Here is a 17400-nt window from a genome sequence, read left to right on the forward strand (position 1 = left end):
GTGCAGGAGAAAACAGATGTCGATGCAGAACGCCGCTCCGAACGCGAATCGTGCCGTTCGGCGAGTTCAGAGCGCGATCGGTGAGGGCGCGAGCGCCACCCGATCTCGGGATGGCGCAATTCACCGTCTTTACCCGGTTCGCGCGGCGCGGAGCGATCAGCAACCATTGGTGCCGATTGCTGAACGTGACCCGTCACCCGCCAGTCCGTGGCGAGTGGCGTTGGAATTCGTCATGGAAGGCTTTGCCATGTACGGAGCATCGCTGCATCCGACGGCCGCGATGCCGGTTCAGCTCATCCGAGCTTCCAGCAAGCCGGATTTCACGGGAGCTCAACGAAGCGCGGGTCATGACCGGCGCGCCTCGCAGCGATTGGGGGATGACGCTTCCGTCGAGCTCGCGCGCGCCGCGCGCGCGGATGTCGACCGATCTTATCCTTGGAGCTGGCCGGGCGCGCTCGCCGGGACGATCAAGGCGCTCTGGACGCATTGGCGCCGGGAGCGGGAGATCAGGAGGGCAGTCTCCGCCCTGTCTCAATACGATGATCGGATCCTGAGGGATCTGGGCATCCACGGCCGAGCCGATATCGAGCGGGCCGTGAGGTGCTGCCATGATTGATACCGTGTATCACCTGGTCGCGGCGCTGGGCTTCTGCCAGGCGGCTGGCCGCTCGATCATTGCGCGCAGCCTGAGGGCCGGCAGGACCCGCCTGACGCTGCGCGTCGGGCCTGGGTTGGTATCGGCCTCGAGAGCAACGCGACGCCGCCTTCCCGATCAAGAATTCTTGAAAGGGGAGGCCGCTGCGCGCGTCGATCATAGATTGCTGAAAGGTCAGGCGCCGCCTATATGCGGCGCTTGCCCCAGTTTTCTGACACCAGAATTGTTCGCGAATTGACGCGTCAGCGCGGCGTCGTGGCGCTGTGCGCGTTCGTCTTCACCTGTCTTCAGCCTTCTCCGGCGCCATCGGAATGGTCAACATTGGCGCCGGTCTCGAAAGCCCTCGAAGAACCTATCACGCCGATACCCGATCCTCCCACGCTCGATCCCCTGAAGGTCAGACTCGGCGAACGTCTCTTCAGCGATAACCGGCTATCGCACGACAATTCGCGGAGCTGCACGACGTGCCACGACATCGGTACGAACGGCGCGAGCGCAAGGCGGCGCGAGATGGGAGCCGATGGGACAGAGGTGCCGTTCAACACCCCGACAATCTTCAATTCGTCGCTCAATTTCCGCTTCGGCTGGGAAGGGAAACTCCGGACGATGGAATCCGACGTGAGGGCGTCGCTCGAAAATCCGCAGATCATGGGTGGCACTCTCTCCGAGATTACCGCGAAACTGAATCTCGATGCCGGACTGCGAGCCAGCTTCGCCGCTGCTTACGGCCGCCGGCCCGATGCCGACAATATCGTCGATGCCCTTGTGAGCTTTGGGCGCACCCTGGTTACACCCCGCAGCAAATTCGATCGCTGGCTTGCGGGGGATGCTGCTGCGCTGTCGGCCGAGGAGCTCGATGGATATCATCTGTTCAAGTCACTGGGCTGCGTCTCCTGCCATCAAGGCGTCAATGTCGGAGGCAACCTGTTTGAGCGGCATGGCATCTTTTACCCGCTGGCTTCGCCTGATCCGGTGATCCTGCGTGTGCCAAGCCTGCGTAATGTCGCTACGACGCCCCCCTATTTTCATGATGGAAGCGCGCCCACGCTTGAAGACGCGGTTCGCAAGATGGCGCGCGCGCAATTGAACGCGAAATTGACCGATCCGCAGGTGGGGGCGTTGGTCGGCTATCTCAACACCCTCACCGGAGAATACCGCGGCACGTCCGTCCGGGGAGCGCCATGAAGGTTGCGCCAGTCGCCGTCGGCGTGTCGTTCCTGCTCGCGCTGTTGACGTGGCTCTTGCTGAACGGCCTCAACCTGAATTCGGACCGCTATGACCGACAGTCTCAGGCGCTGGCCGACTTCACCCGGTTCGAGCGCGGCATGAGCCGTGAAGTGCTGACGGCGCGGGCGGGCCTGTCGCGGAACTATGACTCGCTGAACCAGATGATGGAAGCCTATGACCGCGCGCTGGTGCGACTGCGCGAAGCGGCGGATTCGGACAAGGAGCAGCTTGCAGAGGTCGACGTCCTGGTCGTGCGCGCTCGCCGGCAGGAGGATCTGATCGAGAGATTCAAGACCGACAATGCCCTGCTGCAAAATTCCTTTGCCTATTTCGGTCTGTTCGGCACCCGCCTTTCCTCGTCGGAAGACAAGCAGCTGGTCGCAGCCTCGTCTGCACTCGCCGCCGCCATGCTGCATCTGACGCTGGATACGGCGGATGCTTCGGCGCGCGAGGTGCAGGCGCAGCTCGATAGCTTTTCACGTCTTCAGGCTCCGTCCGACGAAGCCGAATCGATCCGCGCCCTTCTTGCGCACGGTCAGCTGCTGCACGACGTGCTTCCGGCTGTCGATGCGACGCTGAGGACGCTGATCGCCGAGACGAGCAACCGCGAACAGGATACCCTGCACGAGCTGATCCGGAAGCGGCAACTCGCAGCACGCGCGGCCGCTCGCAAGAACCGCTTCTTGCAGTACGCCACGTCATTGTTGCTGCTCGGCGGGCTGGTGTATTTCGGCCTGTTGTTGCGCTCGCGGGCAATAGCGCTCCGCCGTCGCGCGGCATTCGAGCACGTCATCGCCAACATATCGATGCGTTTTATCGATTCGCGCCAGGAGGAGATTGCCGGCGATGTCGAGAAGGCACTCGAGCAGCTTGCCGGGTGCATCGGGGCGGACAGGGCCTATTTCGCCTGGCGCGGCGGCGCCGCAGTGAATTCGTATCGTTGGTCACGCGAAGGAGTCGGCTTCGCGGCAGGCTGGCCGGAACGCGGCCTCGAACTGGTCGAGGGGCTCGATGGCGATAGCGCTGATATCGTCTACATTCCCAAGGTCAAGCCGTCGCATCCTCGAGACATCATGAGCTTGCTCACGGAAGCCGGTGTTCGTGGCTGGCTGTGCATCATGGCCACCTCCGGACAGCAACGGACGGCAATTCTCGGCTTCGATTCCGTGCAGATTGGCGGGCTCACGCAGTGGGCCGAATTTGCCCTGTTCCGGATGGCGTTCGACGCCATACGCAATGCTGTTGGCCGTGTTCTGCTCGAACACGAGAAGGAGCGGCTTCAGACAAGTCTTCAACAGGCGCGCCGGATGGAAACGGTCGGCACGTTCGCCAGCGGCATCGCGCACAACTTCAACAACATCGTTGGCGCGATACTCGGCTATGCCGAAATGGCAGAAGCCGGCGTCAAGCCGGGAACGCGAACGGCAACCAGCCTGGCGGAAATCCGCCGGGCCGGGGAACGGGCGCGGGAGCTCGTCGGACAGATACTGACCTTTGGCCGGCGCGGCGAGGGCAGGCGCCGGCACGTATCGATCAATGCGCTGGTCGCAGAGACTGCGGCTTTATTGACTGCATCGTTGCCGTCACATGTGAAATTTGCGGTAAGCGAAGCCGGGGACGCCGCAACCGTGTCGGGTGAGCCGGCGCAATTGCAGCAGGTGATCCTCAATCTGTGCAACAACGCCGCACAGGCAATGAAGGAGCCTGGCTCCATCGAATTGCGCGTCGTCACGCGCGAAATCCTGCAGCCGATGCGAGTTCGGCGGATCGAGCTGGGTCCCGGCCGCTTCACGGTCATTTCGGTATTCGATCCGGGACCGGGCATGGATCAAGCGACGTTGGAGCGGATCTTCGAGCCGTTCTTCACGACAAGGGCAGACGGTAATGGTCTTGGCCTCGCAACGGTCCGCGAGATCGTCGAGCAGCACGGCGGCGCCATCGCAGTGAAGAGCGCGCCCGGCACAGGAACGCGGTTTGACGTGTGGCTGCCGGCCGGTGGGCTGGGCGAGCCAATATCGGTCCAGTCTACGCCCGACCTGGCACTGCGGGGTACTGGTGAAACCGTCCTCGTGCTCGAGGCCGACCGTCGGCGGCTGCTGCGCTATGAGGAGATTCTGGCCGCACTTGGTTACGAGCCGGTCGGCTTCACGGAGCGAGCCGAGGCCGAGACTGCCTGTCGTGCCAGACAGGCGCGGTTCGACGCGGCGTTAGTGTGTCACGTGCATGGAGCAGCGTCGCTGGAGCTGGCCACCTCGCTCCATCAAGCCGCGCCCGGTGTCCCGATCATTCTCGCAAGCCCTTCGACGCATGATCTCGCCGCGCCGCTGCTGGCTGCATCCGGCGTAACCGAGCTGGTCCGTCAACCGCTGGTCTCTGCGGAGCTTGCGGTCGCATTGGCGCGATGCCTCGCGCTGTCATCCGATGGCGGGAGGTCCACGGGGCTGTCGCGGTGGAGCCGCGATGCTGGTAGCACCGTATTGTACAAGTAGCGCGACTTGGAAGCGGGACCGAATAGAGGTACGCCCGCGCTGCGTTGAGCGCGCCGCCGCGCTCCGCGGTTGGCGACATAGCGAGTGGCGTCAGACGGAGCGCATGAAAGCCTTGGTTCAGGGCGAGAGAATCACGCTTCCCGCAAGATGGAACGGATACGCTGAGCCAGGTCGGCCAAGCCAAACGGCTTATCAATGATAGGAAACTCACCCACGGCCTGGTGCCGCTGCAGCGCCTCGTCTGCATAGCCGGAAGTGAGCAGGATCTTCATGCCATTGCGCAGTCGGGTGGCTTCGCGGGCAAGCTCGATGCCATTTATGCCATTCGGCATCACGATATCGCTGAACAAAAGGTCAAATTGCTGGTCACTGTGCAGCAATTGAAGCGCCTCTGTACCGTTGGGAGCGCAGAAGACCTGATAGCCGAACATCTTCAGCATCGACGATGTGACCCTTAGCAGTTCCTCGTTGTCGTCGACCACAAGGACGCGCTCCGAGCCCGTTGGGATCGACGGCACGGTGATGGCATCGTCGTCGGCGTCGTTCGTTTCCGCGCTTGCCGGAAGGTATAGAACGACGATGGTGCCGGCTCCCGGTTTGCTCTGAATGGCAATGTGTCCCCCGGATTGCCGGACAAAACCGTACACCATGCTGAGGCCGAGCCCGGTCCCCTTGCCGACTTCCTTGGTTGTAAAAAAGGGATCAAACACCCGGTCCAGGACGTCTGGCGGCATTCCGCAGCCGACGTCCGCGACAGACAGGCGAACGTATGATCCGGGCGCGCAGCCCCCTACAGTTTCCTCGTCTGCGACGACATTTCGAGTCTCTATCCGAAGTTTGCCGCCATCCGGCATCGCGTCGCGCGCATTCAGAGCCAGGTTGAGAAGAGCCGTCTCGAGCAGGGCAGGGTCGACGTGACAGAGCCACAACTGCTCGTCGAGCTGCAGTTCCACCTCGCATCCGTCACCAACGGCCTGGCGGATCAGACCCTGAAATTCGACGATGAGCTGACTTGCATCGATCAATTTCGGATTCAGCGCCTGGCGCCGGGAAAAAGCGAGCAGTTGTCCGGTCAATCGTGCTCCTCGGTCGGTGGCACGGCGCGCTGCCGCGGCGTAGTGCCGGATCCTGTCGATATCGGCCACGGAATCGATGAGTTCGAGGTTTGCGGAGATGACCATCAGCAGATTGTTGAAATCGTGTGCGACGCCGCCGGTGAGTTGGCCGACGGACTCCATCCTCTGGCTCTGATGGAGCTGCTCTTCCATAAGGCGGCGTGCCTCCAGGGCGTGCTTATGGTCTGTGATGTCCCGAAAGAAGATTGCAAGCCCCTGACTGGAGGGAAATGCATTGATCGCGTACCAGCCGTTCAGTTGCGCGCAGAACACTTCGACGAACGCCGAGCGCTGCGTAGACATCGCATCTCGAATTTGACGCACAATTTCCATATCGGCAGCCGTTGAAAACGCCTCGGTCAGCGACAAGCCGATGAGATCGCGGCCCTCGGCGATCTGTGTCAACGCCGACCCATTGAGGTACCTGATGCGCCAACTGCGATCGACGATGAGCACGCTGTCATTGGTGCTTTCGAAGATCACCTTGATTTGGGCGGCGGCGTTCTCGGCGGTCTCCTTCGCCTCGGACAATTCCTGGTCGCGGTACTCCAACGCATCGGCCATGGCGTTGAACGCGCCGGCAACCCGCGCGATTTCCGACGTGCCGCTGACGTTGGCGCGCCGAGTGAGGTCGCCGAGCCGCCATTGGTTGGCAACGTCGACCAATTGCTCAAGCGGACGGTAAATGAATCGTCGGGCGCCCAACGACGTGAGCATCAGCACCAACGCCGTGCTCAGCATGATCATCAGGACGCCACGTCGCGTCCGACTTTCGATTTCGGTGAACGCCCGTGCCTTGTCGAGGCCGACAGTCACCAGGAAGCCTCCGAAGTCTTCCTGCAGGCGCGCGTAGCCGACGACCCGTTCGACGCCATCGCGATCGACGATGTCGGCCGTGCCCCGATCGAGCATCGGATAATTGTCGGCGGACGCCTTCCGGCCGACAAAGCGGGCGTTGTCGGGGTAGCGCGCGAGGTAGGTCCCGTGCCGGTCCATGATCGCGATCGCAGCGCCCGGCAGCGCGCGCGTCTTGGCGATATAGTCGGCAAGCCAGTCCAGGCTGAGCGTCGCGATAATAAGGCCGCCCATTTGCTCGTCGTTCTCGTAGAATGGCAGAGCGAATTGGACGGCAGTTCGACCGGATGACAAACCCAGCGAGAACTCTCCGACGGTGAATGCACCGGTCTTCAACGCGGTCGCGAAATAGGCTCGATCGGAGACGTTGACCGGCTTGCTGTTGTTGTGCGGATCGCAGAAGGTCTCACCGTTCAAATCAGTGACGACAAGCGTGAGGAACGCGGGAAATCGTTGCTTTATGGCGGCCATGTAGGCGTTGCAGGACCGTCCGTCTCTGGCCTTTATCGGCTCGAGCTCGGACAGCGCGATCAGAACCTGGTGTATTCCCTGGATGATCTGCCGCTGCTCTGCCCCGGCGAGTTCGGCGAGGTTGAGAGCCTGGTTCTGCACCTCGATCCGACGCGTGCGGCGCAGATCGAACTCATTATAAGCTTGAATTGCGATTGCGGGCAGCAACGCAACTGCCATCAAAAGAAGCAGCCGTGATAACAGGGGCATCGCTTCACTCAACTCCGATCCTGACGCGAGGGAGGGCGTGCCCAATGGCACGGGAGCGCCGGCGATACGCCGGTCGCTCGACAGGTGGTTGTCCAACGACGTGCACGCCGGGAGAGCGGCATGTCGGAATGATCTGTTTCATTGCGACTTCTGCGGCGTCCCAGCGCCAAGTCTGGGGCCCGTGTGAGCGGCTTCCCGGAAGATCAATCCGCCGCCAGAGTGGAAGTGACCAGAATATTCATGGGGAGCAATCCTCTGAGAGCCGAATGGTGGCGGAGGAGAACGAAGGTGCTGGTGTGCTGTTACGGGGAGGCTTCGAACCGCCTCGAAACTGTTACGGCTGTAATGCACAATGGCTGCGCCGAAGGCGACGGGCGATCGAAGCCGCTGGTCGGATCGCACACATGACGTCCAAGCCCTGACATTGCAGGCGAGTTGCGCCATCCTCGCCCGACGTTCGGGTTGAGTGCTTCGGTATTACCGCAGCGTGCATCTCCTCGTTTCAGCGGTAGCACGGTATCGCGCATGCGCAATAGTTGCGTAGTGCGCTCCTCCTATTCGTTGCTCGCCGATCATGTCGGTCACACCGCGATAGGAGAGATGATGTCGATCAATCTGCGCAGCAGCGTAGTCGCAATTCCGTTCGTATTGGGCATGTGCGCGAGTGAGCCGTGCATGGCTGCGGGCGATCGTACGGTCGGACCTGCCAATGGTCCCGTCACCGTTGCGCCTCCGCGAATAGAACAAGCCACTGCTCAGATCGCGAGGACGATCCCTCTTGCGCCGATTGGTCATCGGCAACCGCGGGGTGACATCCTCCGGGACGTTCATCTATCGCCCCAGGATATCGAACTGCGGAAGCTGGACGAGGAGATCGATCGAAAGCTCATCATCTGTCGCGGCTGTTAGGGACCAGGGGCCACTGAGGTCTGATGGCTATGATCTCAAAAGAGCCGAGCATGTTTGACATCGAGCTCGTTGGACTGATGCGCTCTGTGCTGGATGACACCTGCCGGGATGTGCCGATCCACCAGAATGACGTGCGTGTTCACGTGGCATCGGCAATCCTCGATTGTGCCAGGACTGGTCGCCGCACCAGTGTTGCGATCAGGCGCGCCGCCAAGTACGCATTGGTTGAGATCAATGCCAGCGATGACTGCCGGGCCTCTCGAGCGCGGCCACGACGCGCTGGTGTAGGTCGCTGGGGCGCCAGCCCACGTTGACGATATGCACTATTATGCATGTCGCGCGAAGGCCGGATCCGTACGACATCTTCCATGTCGCGAGGCAGGCGATCCGGCCTTCAGAAGATTGCCACGTCAAAACATCGCTCGCGCGCTTGGTCCAACATGCGCGGCAGGCCTTTGCGCTCATGACAACCTGAACGGGCTCGATCTTCGCAGGTGCTGACGACGGCCCAAGCCTCCGCGCGGGGCAATTGCGTCGGCAAAGTGAAAGCCGATCTCGTTCGCTCAAACACATGAGCAGTTACGTTGCGCTGCAACGGCAGACTCGCTGGCACGAAAAATGCTGAGCCGCCTCGGCTATGGCGAGCGCGAGGTTCGCTGGGTGCACGGAGGAAACCATGAAAGCGCAAGTGTTGAGAGCGTATGACGAGAAGCTCGCCAACGACCGGTGGGTCAGCGAAGAGAATGTGCCGGATCCAAAGCTGACGAAATCAACCGACGTCATTGTCCGTATTGGCGGCGCCGGCGTGTGCAGGACTGACCTTCATATCATCGAGGGCGTATGGAAGCCGCACATGGATCCGACCGGCGACAAGTTGTTGCCGATCATCATGGGGCACGAAAATGCAGGTTGGGTCGAAGAGGTCGGCAAGGAGGTCGAAGGACTGAAGAAGGGCGATCCAGTCATCGTTCACCCGAAGATCACCGGCGGGACCTGTCTCGCCTGCCGTCGCGGCTTCGACATGCATGGCCCGGGCACGTTTCCAGGCCTTGATTGCAACGGCGGCTACGCAGAATTCCTTTGCACCTCGGAGCGCAATATCGTTCCGCTGCCGCGGACGCTTGCGCCAAAGGAGGTGGCGCCTTACGCCGATGCAGGACTGACGGCCTATCGCGCGGTCAAGAAGGCCACGCGCCATCTGCTGCCGGGCGAATTTTGTGTCGTTGTCGGTGCGGGTGGGTTGGGCCACATCGCGATCCAGTGCCTCAAGGCCATGTGTGCTGCCGACGTCATCGTGGTCGACAAGTCTGAAGCGTCGCTGGCGCTGGCCGAAAAGTCAGGCGCGGATCACCTCGTGAAGGCTGACGGCAATGAAGTCGAAGCCGTTCTGGCCTTGACCGCTGGTAATGGCGCCGAGGCGGTGATCGATTTCGTCGGCGAGAAAGGCACGACCAGCAAGGGGCTCGCGATGACCCGTGCGATGGGCAGCTACTATGTCGTCGGCTACGGCGAGGACATCCGCGTTCCGACTGTCGACATGGTGATCACCGAGAAGAACATCATCGGCAACTTGGTCGGCACGTGGGCCGAGTTGACGGAATTGATGGCGCTCGCAGACCGGGGATTGGTTGAACTCGCGACCGCTGAGTACCGTCTCGCCGACGCAAACAGGGCGTTGCACGATCTCAATGCCGGCAAGATTCATGGTCGCGCAGTTCTGATCCCTTGAGGCCAATCGCCCTATCCATCGCGAGTACTCGCTCGCGATGGATGTTCGGGCATCCGGATCATGGTGCAGCGCAAACGCCTGACGTGACGAAGCGCAACGGCAGGTCGTTACGAGTCTCAATTTGCATCTTTGTCGCAATTTGCGTCGCAAACGCTCTCAAGTCGAGTTTCGCAGTTGCCCGGAGGCACCTTCGTCCACGAGGGAACTTCAGGCGAACTGGCACGGCCGTTGCAAAACATCATTCGCGGGGAGTGCCGAAGAAGCACGTGCGGATTGGTCGTCGAGTGCCGCGCGGCAGCACATGTCTCCGCATTGAGGGGCGCCATATGAGGTTTATCCTGGTCAATGGCCGCACGCTGTCCCGTAGGACATTCTGCATGCTTTGCAGCAGGCCGATCGGTACGAGCTATCTGAGGGAATTCCGGACCGCGCTGTCGTTCTGTGGTCATGATTGCTACGCGCTCTATTGCGACCGTTGGATCGCGCGAGTGAGCCACCCGACGTGCTCGGCCGTTGCGGCGAATCCCCGCCCGTCCGCGGGCGCGAAAGCGCGTGGCCACGCCGGTCCGCAAGGCGGCGTGGACAACAAGCAGGTCCATCACCCGGTGAAACCGGCTGATCCCTCTCGATCCTGAGAAGCTCCGAACGCCCGCGCTGCATCGAACGCGCAGTCCGCGCGGAGCGAACGGTTCACGCGTCATACGTCAGGCGCGACGTCGAACGATCGCCGGCTGGCCGCGGGTCATGGCGATCCATGCGCGCCTAAGACGTGCGCTCCTCGCGGCGCGCCCTTCTCTTGCAGTGCAAATGTTGCTGCGCACACCGAATTGGACGCTGTCCGTGAATCTCATTCTGCAATTGCTGTCGCAAGCTGCATCGCGCTCGGCCGCCGGCCGCGCGCTTGCAGCGCCGCCGCCTGCATGCATTTCGGCGGCAACCCGGCCGGAAACGACCGCCCGAGCGCATCGAACGAGCTGGCACGCCCATTGCAAAGCTGTTGCTCGCATAACAACGCCGACTGCTCCATCAGGGGCGAGCCGCGAAAAGAACGAGGGGAAGGGGATGCTTGGCGGAGGGCGCATCATGTGCGGGATGAAACATTGCGATCGCTGGACTGCAGTTCCGAAGATCGCTCCTGATCACCCTTGCAGTGCACCACAGGCATTTCCCGAGACCCTTGCCGATATCAAGCGTCCGGCCGTGCGAGCGGCCGCGAGGTGGCCCGTAACGCACGGGTAGGCGACGCCCGGTCCATGGAAGCCGGGCAAGCGGAATATCGATGTGGTTTCTGACCCGATCAGGAGGAAAGACGAGATGTCTGGAACGTTAACACTCAACAAGATCACCGCCCAGCGCGGCATTTCCGTGGGCGAGGCTGCAAAGAAGATTGCAGACCTCGGGTGGAATCCCTCCTACGTCCAGGAGGCGATGACCTTCCCCACCGACTACAAGATCACGAAGGCGCCGAAGGATCCGATGAAGCAGGTCCTTCGTTCCTATTTCCCGATGCAGGAGGAAAAGGACAACCGCGTTTACGGCGCGCTCGACGCCGCGCTGCGCGGCGACATGTTCCGCAACGTCGAGCCGCGCTGGGTCGAGTGGATGAAGCTGTTCCTGGCGATCATCCCGTTCCCGGAAATCTCGGCAGCGCGTTCGATGGCCATGGTCGGCCGCCTCGCTCCGGGTGAAGATCTGCGCACCGGCTTCACGATGCAGATGGTCGACGAGTTCCGCCACTCGACGATCCAGATGAATCTCAAGAAGTGGTACATGGAGAACTACATCGACCCGGCCGGGTTCGACATCACCGAGGAGGCGTTCGGCAAGTGCTACGCCACCACGATCGGCCGTCAGTTCGGTGAGGGCTTCCTCACGGGCGATGCGATCACCGCGGCGAATATCTATCTGACCGTGGTCGCCGAGACCGCGTTCACCAACACGCTGTTCGTCGCCATGCCGTCGGAAGCCGCCCGCAACGGCGACTACGCGCTCCCGACCGTGTTCCTCTCGGTGCAGTCCGACGAGAGCCGCCACATCGGCAACGGCCACTCGCTGCTGATGTCGATGCTGAAGGAGCCCGAGAACCACCTGCTGCTCGAGCGCGACCTGCGCTACGCCTTCTGGCAGAACCACGCCATCGTCGACGCGGCGATCGGAACCTTCATCGAGTACGGCACCACGAACCGCGACAAGAACAAGGAGTCCTACGCGGAGATGTGGCACCGCTGGATCTTCGAGGACTACTACCGGACCTACATGTTGCCGCTGGAGAAGTACGGCATCAAGATCCATCATGACGACGTCCAGCTCGCCTGGAAGCGCCTGACCGACAAGCGATACGTGCACAAGGTCGGGCAGTTCTTCGCCGTCGGCTGGTCGGCGAACTTCTGGCGCATCGAGGCCCAGACCGAGAAGGATTTCGAGTGGTTCGAGCACAAGTATCCGGGCTGGTATGCCGAGTTCGGCAACTTCTGGAAATGGTATGAGAAGCTGTCGCATCGCGGCCAGACCAACATCCTGTTCAACGGCGATGTCGGCTACGTTTATCCACATCGTTGCTGGTCGTGCCTGGTGCCTTGCCTGATCCGCGAGGACATCGTCACCGACGAGATCGACGGCAAGCTCCACACCTTCGCCCACGAGCTCGATCGCTGGACGGCGGTCAATGCATTCGCCGGCGAATACGAGGGGCGTCCGACCCCGGCGATGGGCCGGTTTAGTGGCCGCCGCGAGTGGGAAAGCGTCTATCATAACGTGGATATGGCCGACGCCATCAAGGATCTCGGCTTCGTCCGCACCGACGGCAAGACCCTGGTGGCCCAGCCGCACCTGCGCTTCGACGCGAAGGAAATGTGGACGCTCGACGATGTCCGCGGCCACATTCTCAAGAGCCCGCTGGAGACGCTGCGGGCGATGAGCCCGGCAGATCGCGAAGCGCACCTCGCCGAGTACCGCAAGGGATTCACCATCAATCCCTGCAACTAGCCGCGACGGAAGGAGCCGGCTCGCGCCGGCTCCTTCCCGATCACCAATCTCCGGAAGACATGCCAGCCTTGGCTTGAGGAGGCCCATATGGGCGCGCCCGCTAATGTCGTTCGCCTGCAGCCGGTAGGCGTAGAATTCGAGGTGGACGAGAACGAGACCGTTCTCGACGCCGCATTCCGCCAGGGCATCGCACTGCCGCATGGCTGCAAGGAAGGACAGTGCTCGGCGTGCAAATGCGTCCTGACCGAAGGCGAAGTCGAGCTCAAGAAATACTCGACCTTCGCCCTCAACGAGATCGAGCGCGGCCAGGACTACATCCTGCTGTGCCGGACCTTGGCCTATTCGGATCTCGAGGTGGAACTGCTCAACTACGACGAGGAGCTGCTATCGAAATCGATCCCGGTCAAGACCTTCACCGGCTCGGTCACGAGCGTATCGGCGCTGACCCACGACATCCGGCATCTCGAGATCGCGCTGGAGCAACCCCTGAAGTTCTGGGCGGGTCAATATGTCGACATCACGCTCCCGGGGCCAGAGACGATTACGCGCTCGTTTTCCATGGCAAATTCGCCGGTCGAGGGCCAAAAGCTCGCATTCATCATCAAAAAATACCCGAACGGACGCTTCTCCTCCCGACTCGACGGAGATCTCGCCATCGGAACCGAAGTCGGGATCAAGGGACCCTACGGGACCTGCTTCCGGCGAGAAGGGAGAACCGGAGCCATGATCCTGGTCGGTGGCGGATCAGGAATGTCGCCGCTGTGGTCGATCCTGCACGATCACCTCGCCTCAGGCGAAGAGCGACCGGTGCATTTCTTCTACGGCGCCCGGACGCGCAACGACCTGTTCTATCTCGATCGCTTCGAAGCGCTCGCGGCCGAACATCCGGAATTCAATTTCGTCCCGGTGCTCTCCCATGCGGCCGATGACACCGATTGGGACGGGACAAAGGGCTTCGTGCATGAGGCGGTCGCAGCCCATTTGCGCGACGCCGGATACGGCGAAGACGTCGACGTCTATGCCTGCGGACCATCGCCGATGATCGAGGCGCTGACGCCGGTCCTGCATATGAATGACGTCGCGTCGGACCGCATCTTCTTCGACAAGTTCACGCCAGCCAGCAACTGAGAGGCCGACACCCGAGACGTTTCAAGACCCGATTTCCAAGACCAGGTTCCAAGTGCCGATCCAGCCAAGTCTAAAGCCAGCAATGGGAGGAGGAAGACCATGACTGCCGTTCCAAACGTTTCAGTGGGATCCGGTGCAGCAGGTGCTGCGATATTTCCGGATTCGGACAGCCGCAGATATCGCTATTTCGAGCCGCGCGCCAAGCGGGCCACGCACTACGAGGACGTGACCGTCGACGTGCAGCCGGATCCGGAGCGCTATCTGTTGCAGAACTGGATCATCGCATTCCCCAACGGAAAGGGCGCTTACTACAAGGACGCCACCGCAGCGCTGAGCTCGAACTGGCACGCCTTCCGCGCTCCCGACCAGGAGTGGGAGCGGACCCACTATCAGCGCCAGTCCAAGATCGAAGGCATGGTGCAATCGGTGATCGCGAACGGCCGCAAGTCCGGCGCGCCGAAGGCGTTCGACAAGTCGTGGGTCAAGATCCTGCAGACCCATCTTGGTGCGTGGAAGCATGCCGAGTTCGGCCTCGGCACGTCACTGATGCAGGCGCAGCGCTACGGCTATACCCAGATGATCAACAACGCCACGTTGACCAACTCGTCGTACAAGCTTCGTCTGGCGCAAGACATCACCTTGTATCTCGCCGAGATCGGAATGGACATTCCGGGCTTCGACGACAACGCGGGCAAGCATACCTGGCTCGAAGACAAGGGCTGGCAAGGCACCCGGGAGGCGGTCGAAGCGATCATGGGATCGGGCGACTATCTCGAGCAGTATTTCGCCACCAACATCGTGTTCGAGCCGCTGGTCGGCGAACTGTTCCGCAGCAGGTTCCTGATGCAGGTGGCTTCGCCGAACGGCGACTTTATCACGCCGTCGGTGATCTCGGCGGCCGAGGCCGACTATGAGCGCAATCTCGCGAACTCGATCGACCTGATGCATCTGCTCGCGACCGACAACCAGCACGCCGCCCACAACAAGAAGCTGTTCCAGGGCTGGGTGAACAAGCATGTGGCGCTCGCCAACAAGGCGGCGGCCGGCTTGCAGCCGATCTGGTCGCAGCCGCACTCGAAGCCGGTGCAGTACGCCGACGCGCGCGCGCAATCGGTCGAACGCATCAAGAAGATCCTCGGCGAGCTCGGCCTCGTCCTTCCCAAGGAGTAGATTGCAATGTCCGTTGCTTCAAGAAGTGCGACCAACCAGAACATTTTCCAAAAGATGGGCGACCTCGTCTTCAAGCAGACGATCTCGCATCAGTGCGGCGTGACCATGAACGACAGCGTCGAGGCCCGCGCGATCGCCGAGTTCATGGGCAAGAAGCCCGGGGTCATCGTGACCTATCAGCCGGCGCTCATCCGCATCGACGGCGAGGGCAAGCTGGTCTTCAAGATGGACGAGATCAGCGAGATTCTCGGCAAGGACATGACCGCCGAGATCTTCGAAGTGAATACCTCGACCCACTACGGCCGGATGGTGCGCATCGACGACAATACGGTGACGCTGTTCGGCAACATGGACGAGGTGCTCGAATTCATCGAGTGAGCCGTCCCGAATCAGTGGAGCCGCCTTGCGGCGGCTCCACGACTTCTCGGAGTGTTTCGCGCACCGCGCGTGGATTGATCGAACAAAGCCAACAAAGGACGCTTGGAGACCATCATGTTCATAACTCCCACCGGTGAGGAAGTTTTCGTTGTCGACGGTCACACCCATTTCTGGGACGGCAGTCCGGCCAACCAGCTCAATATTCACGGCAAGCAGTTCATCGATTGCTTCTACGCCTATCACAGCTCGCTCAGCCCGAAGGAGCAGCTCTGGCCCAAGGACCAGTTCGAGAAGTACAGCGCCGAGCAGATGTACCGGGACCTCTTCGTCGACGGACCCGACGACATGGCGATCGTGCAGTCGACCTATCTGACCGAGTTCTACAAGAACGGCTTCAACACGATCGACCGCAACGCCGAGATGGCGAAGAAATACAAGGATCGCTTCATCGTGAACGGTGCCTTCGATCCGCGCGACGGCGAAAAGGCGCTCGAATACATTCACTACATGAAGGAAACCTTCGGCATCAAGGGCGTAAAGCTCTACACGGCGGAGTGGAAGGGTGACTCGCGCGGCTGGAAGCTGACCGACCCGAACGCCTATCGCTGCTTCGAGCTCTGCGCGAAGCTCGGCATTACCAACATCCACGTCCACAAGGGGCCGACCATCATCCCGCTGGACAAGGACGCGTTCGATGTTCACGACGTCGATCACGCCGCGACCGACTTCCAGGGCCTGAATTTCATCATCGAGCACTGCGGCCTGCCCAGGCTCGACGATTTCTGCTGGATCGCCGTGCAGGAGACCAATGTCTATGGCGGCCTTGCGGTGGCGCTACCCTTCATCCACGGGCGGCCGCGATACTTCGCCGAAGTGATCAGCGAACTGCTGTTCTGGGTCGGCGAAGACAAGCTGCTGTTCGGCAGCGATTATGCGATCTGGACGCCGCGCTGGCTGGTGGAGAAGTTCTGGAACTTCGAGCTGCCCGAGGATCTGAAGCAGGAGCACGGGGTCGATCTGACGCCGCAGGCGAAGAAGAAGATCCTGGGTCTCAATGCCGCGCGACTCTACGGCGTGGACGTCGAAGCCCAGAAGGCCAAACTTGCGAAGACGCCCCACGTGATCGCAGCGGGTTGAAGACCCATGAGCGCGCCGCTCCAGCAGCACGACCGGAAGACCAGCGAGGTATGGAAATGCCTCGCATCGGTGACGGACCCTGAACTCGACGAGGCCGTGACCGAGCTCGGCTTCGTCGAGCAGGTAACTGTCGATGATAACGATGGCGTCGACATCGTCTTCCGTTTGCCGACGTACTGGTGTTCGGCCAACTTCGCATTTCTCATGGCCGATGACATGCGAAAGGCGGTGTCGGCGCTGCCTTGGGTTCGCGAGGCACGACCGCGGCTTCGCGAACATATGGTCGCCGAGCAGATCAACCGCGGTGTTCGCGAGGGCAAGCCGTTCGGCGAGGCGCTCAGGGAGTTTGCACCCGGAGGATCGCTCGACGAACTGCGGGAGAAGTTCCAGCGCAAGGCATTCGAACGGCGCCAGGAGTTCATGATCCTGGCGCTGCGGGGCGTTGGCTATGAGGATCCGGCGATCTGCCGGATGGATCTGCGCACCTTCGACCAGGTCGACTTCCATGCGGAGGAAGTTGCCCGGCAAAAGGTCCGGTATCTGCAGATTCTGGCCGAACGGGATCTTGCTGCTCTCCCCGGCGACCGCGCGTTCGTGACTTACGAAGGGCGCCCGATCAGGCCGCACGAAATGGCGTCACATCTGCAGCGGTTGCGCGGGGTGCGGATAAATATGGAATTCAACAGCGCCCTGTGTCGAGGTTTGCTGGCCGCCCGCGACGGGGAGCCCGATGCGGACCGGGCTGCAGGCACATCTCGCGGCGGGTGCGGTGGCTGCGGCAGTGGCTGTGCGGGACAGCCCGTCGCCTCGCCGTCCGTGATCGCGGAGAAGCATAGCATCGTGCCCTCGTGAGGCCGTCCAGCGACCGCGAGAGCCAATAGCCGGAGCGGTCAGCAAGTCCGC

General features: G+C 61.6%; 12 protein-coding genes. 11 read left to right on the forward strand and 1 reads right to left on the reverse strand.

Annotated elements, in window-relative coordinates:
- Positions 1–16: 16 nt before the first annotated feature.
- From JQ633_RS23415 to JQ633_RS23430, 4 genes are read left to right on the forward strand one after another with little or no spacing between them, the layout of a single operon-like run.
- Positions 17–616 (forward strand): DUF1127 domain-containing protein, encoded by a 600-nt coding sequence (locus JQ633_RS23415; protein ID WP_211987427.1) that lies wholly within the window; start codon positions 17–19, stop codon positions 614–616.
- Entirely contained in the window at positions 609–893 is a 285-nt protein-coding gene (locus tag JQ633_RS23420; protein ID WP_211987428.1) for a hypothetical protein, read from the forward strand. Before JQ633_RS23415 ends, JQ633_RS23420 begins: the two co-directional genes overlap by 8 nt.
- Entirely contained in the window at positions 890–1840 is a 951-nt protein-coding gene (locus JQ633_RS23425) for a cytochrome-c peroxidase (RefSeq protein ID WP_249159577.1), read from the forward strand. The genes JQ633_RS23420 and JQ633_RS23425 overlap by 4 nt, the downstream gene beginning before the upstream one ends.
- Complete coding sequence (locus tag JQ633_RS23430; RefSeq protein WP_211987430.1) at positions 1837–4371, forward strand: two-component system VirA-like sensor kinase; 2535 nt, start codon at positions 1837–1839, stop codon at positions 4369–4371. Before JQ633_RS23425 ends, JQ633_RS23430 begins: the two co-directional genes overlap by 4 nt.
- Before the next feature lie 131 nt (positions 4372–4502).
- Here JQ633_RS23430 and JQ633_RS23435 read toward each other — a convergent pair whose 3' ends face one another.
- Positions 4503–7157, reverse strand: a complete 2655-nt coding sequence (locus JQ633_RS23435; protein WP_249159578.1) for an ATP-binding protein — start codon at positions 7155–7157, stop codon at positions 4503–4505.
- A 1489-nt stretch (positions 7158–8646) separates the two neighbouring features.
- On the opposite strand from JQ633_RS23435, the gene JQ633_RS23440 reads away from it, so the two are divergent.
- The 7 genes from JQ633_RS23440 to JQ633_RS23470 all read left to right on the forward strand — a co-directional run bounded on the left by JQ633_RS23440 (position 8647) and on the right by JQ633_RS23470 (position 17349).
- Entirely contained in the window at positions 8647–9699 is a 1053-nt protein-coding gene (locus JQ633_RS23440; RefSeq protein ID WP_211987431.1) for an NAD(P)-dependent alcohol dehydrogenase, read from the forward strand.
- 1314 nt (positions 9700–11013) lie between these two features.
- A complete protein-coding gene (locus tag JQ633_RS23445; protein WP_211987432.1) occupies positions 11014–12684 on the forward strand; it encodes an aromatic/alkene/methane monooxygenase hydroxylase/oxygenase subunit alpha in 1671 nt (556 codons plus the stop codon).
- An 87-nt stretch (positions 12685–12771) separates the two neighbouring features.
- Positions 12772–13812: a 2Fe-2S iron-sulfur cluster-binding protein gene (locus JQ633_RS23450; RefSeq protein WP_211987433.1), complete on the forward strand. Its 1041-nt coding sequence runs from the start codon at positions 12772–12774 to the stop codon at positions 13810–13812.
- A 99-nt stretch (positions 13813–13911) separates the two neighbouring features.
- Positions 13912–14982, forward strand: coding sequence for an aromatic/alkene monooxygenase hydroxylase subunit beta (locus JQ633_RS23455; RefSeq protein ID WP_211987434.1), 1071 nt, complete (start codon positions 13912–13914; stop codon positions 14980–14982).
- Positions 14983–14988: 6 nt separating this feature from the next.
- The gene (locus tag JQ633_RS23460; RefSeq protein WP_066512343.1) at positions 14989–15360 is read left to right on the forward strand and encodes an MmoB/DmpM family protein; all 372 of its coding nucleotides are present in this window, start codon (positions 14989–14991) and stop codon (positions 15358–15360) included.
- Positions 15361–15474: 114 nt separating this feature from the next.
- Positions 15475–16497 (forward strand): amidohydrolase family protein, encoded by a 1023-nt coding sequence (locus JQ633_RS23465; RefSeq protein WP_211987435.1) that lies wholly within the window; start codon positions 15475–15477, stop codon positions 16495–16497.
- 6 nt (positions 16498–16503) lie between these two features.
- Positions 16504–17349, forward strand: a complete 846-nt coding sequence (locus tag JQ633_RS23470; RefSeq protein WP_211987436.1) for an iron-sulfur cluster assembly protein — start codon at positions 16504–16506, stop codon at positions 17347–17349.
- Positions 17350–17400: the final 51 nt, after the last annotated feature.

It is taken from the genome of Bradyrhizobium tropiciagri (assembly GCF_018130505.1).
Taxonomy (GTDB): Bacteria; Pseudomonadota; Alphaproteobacteria; order Rhizobiales; family Xanthobacteraceae; genus Bradyrhizobium; species Bradyrhizobium tropiciagri_B.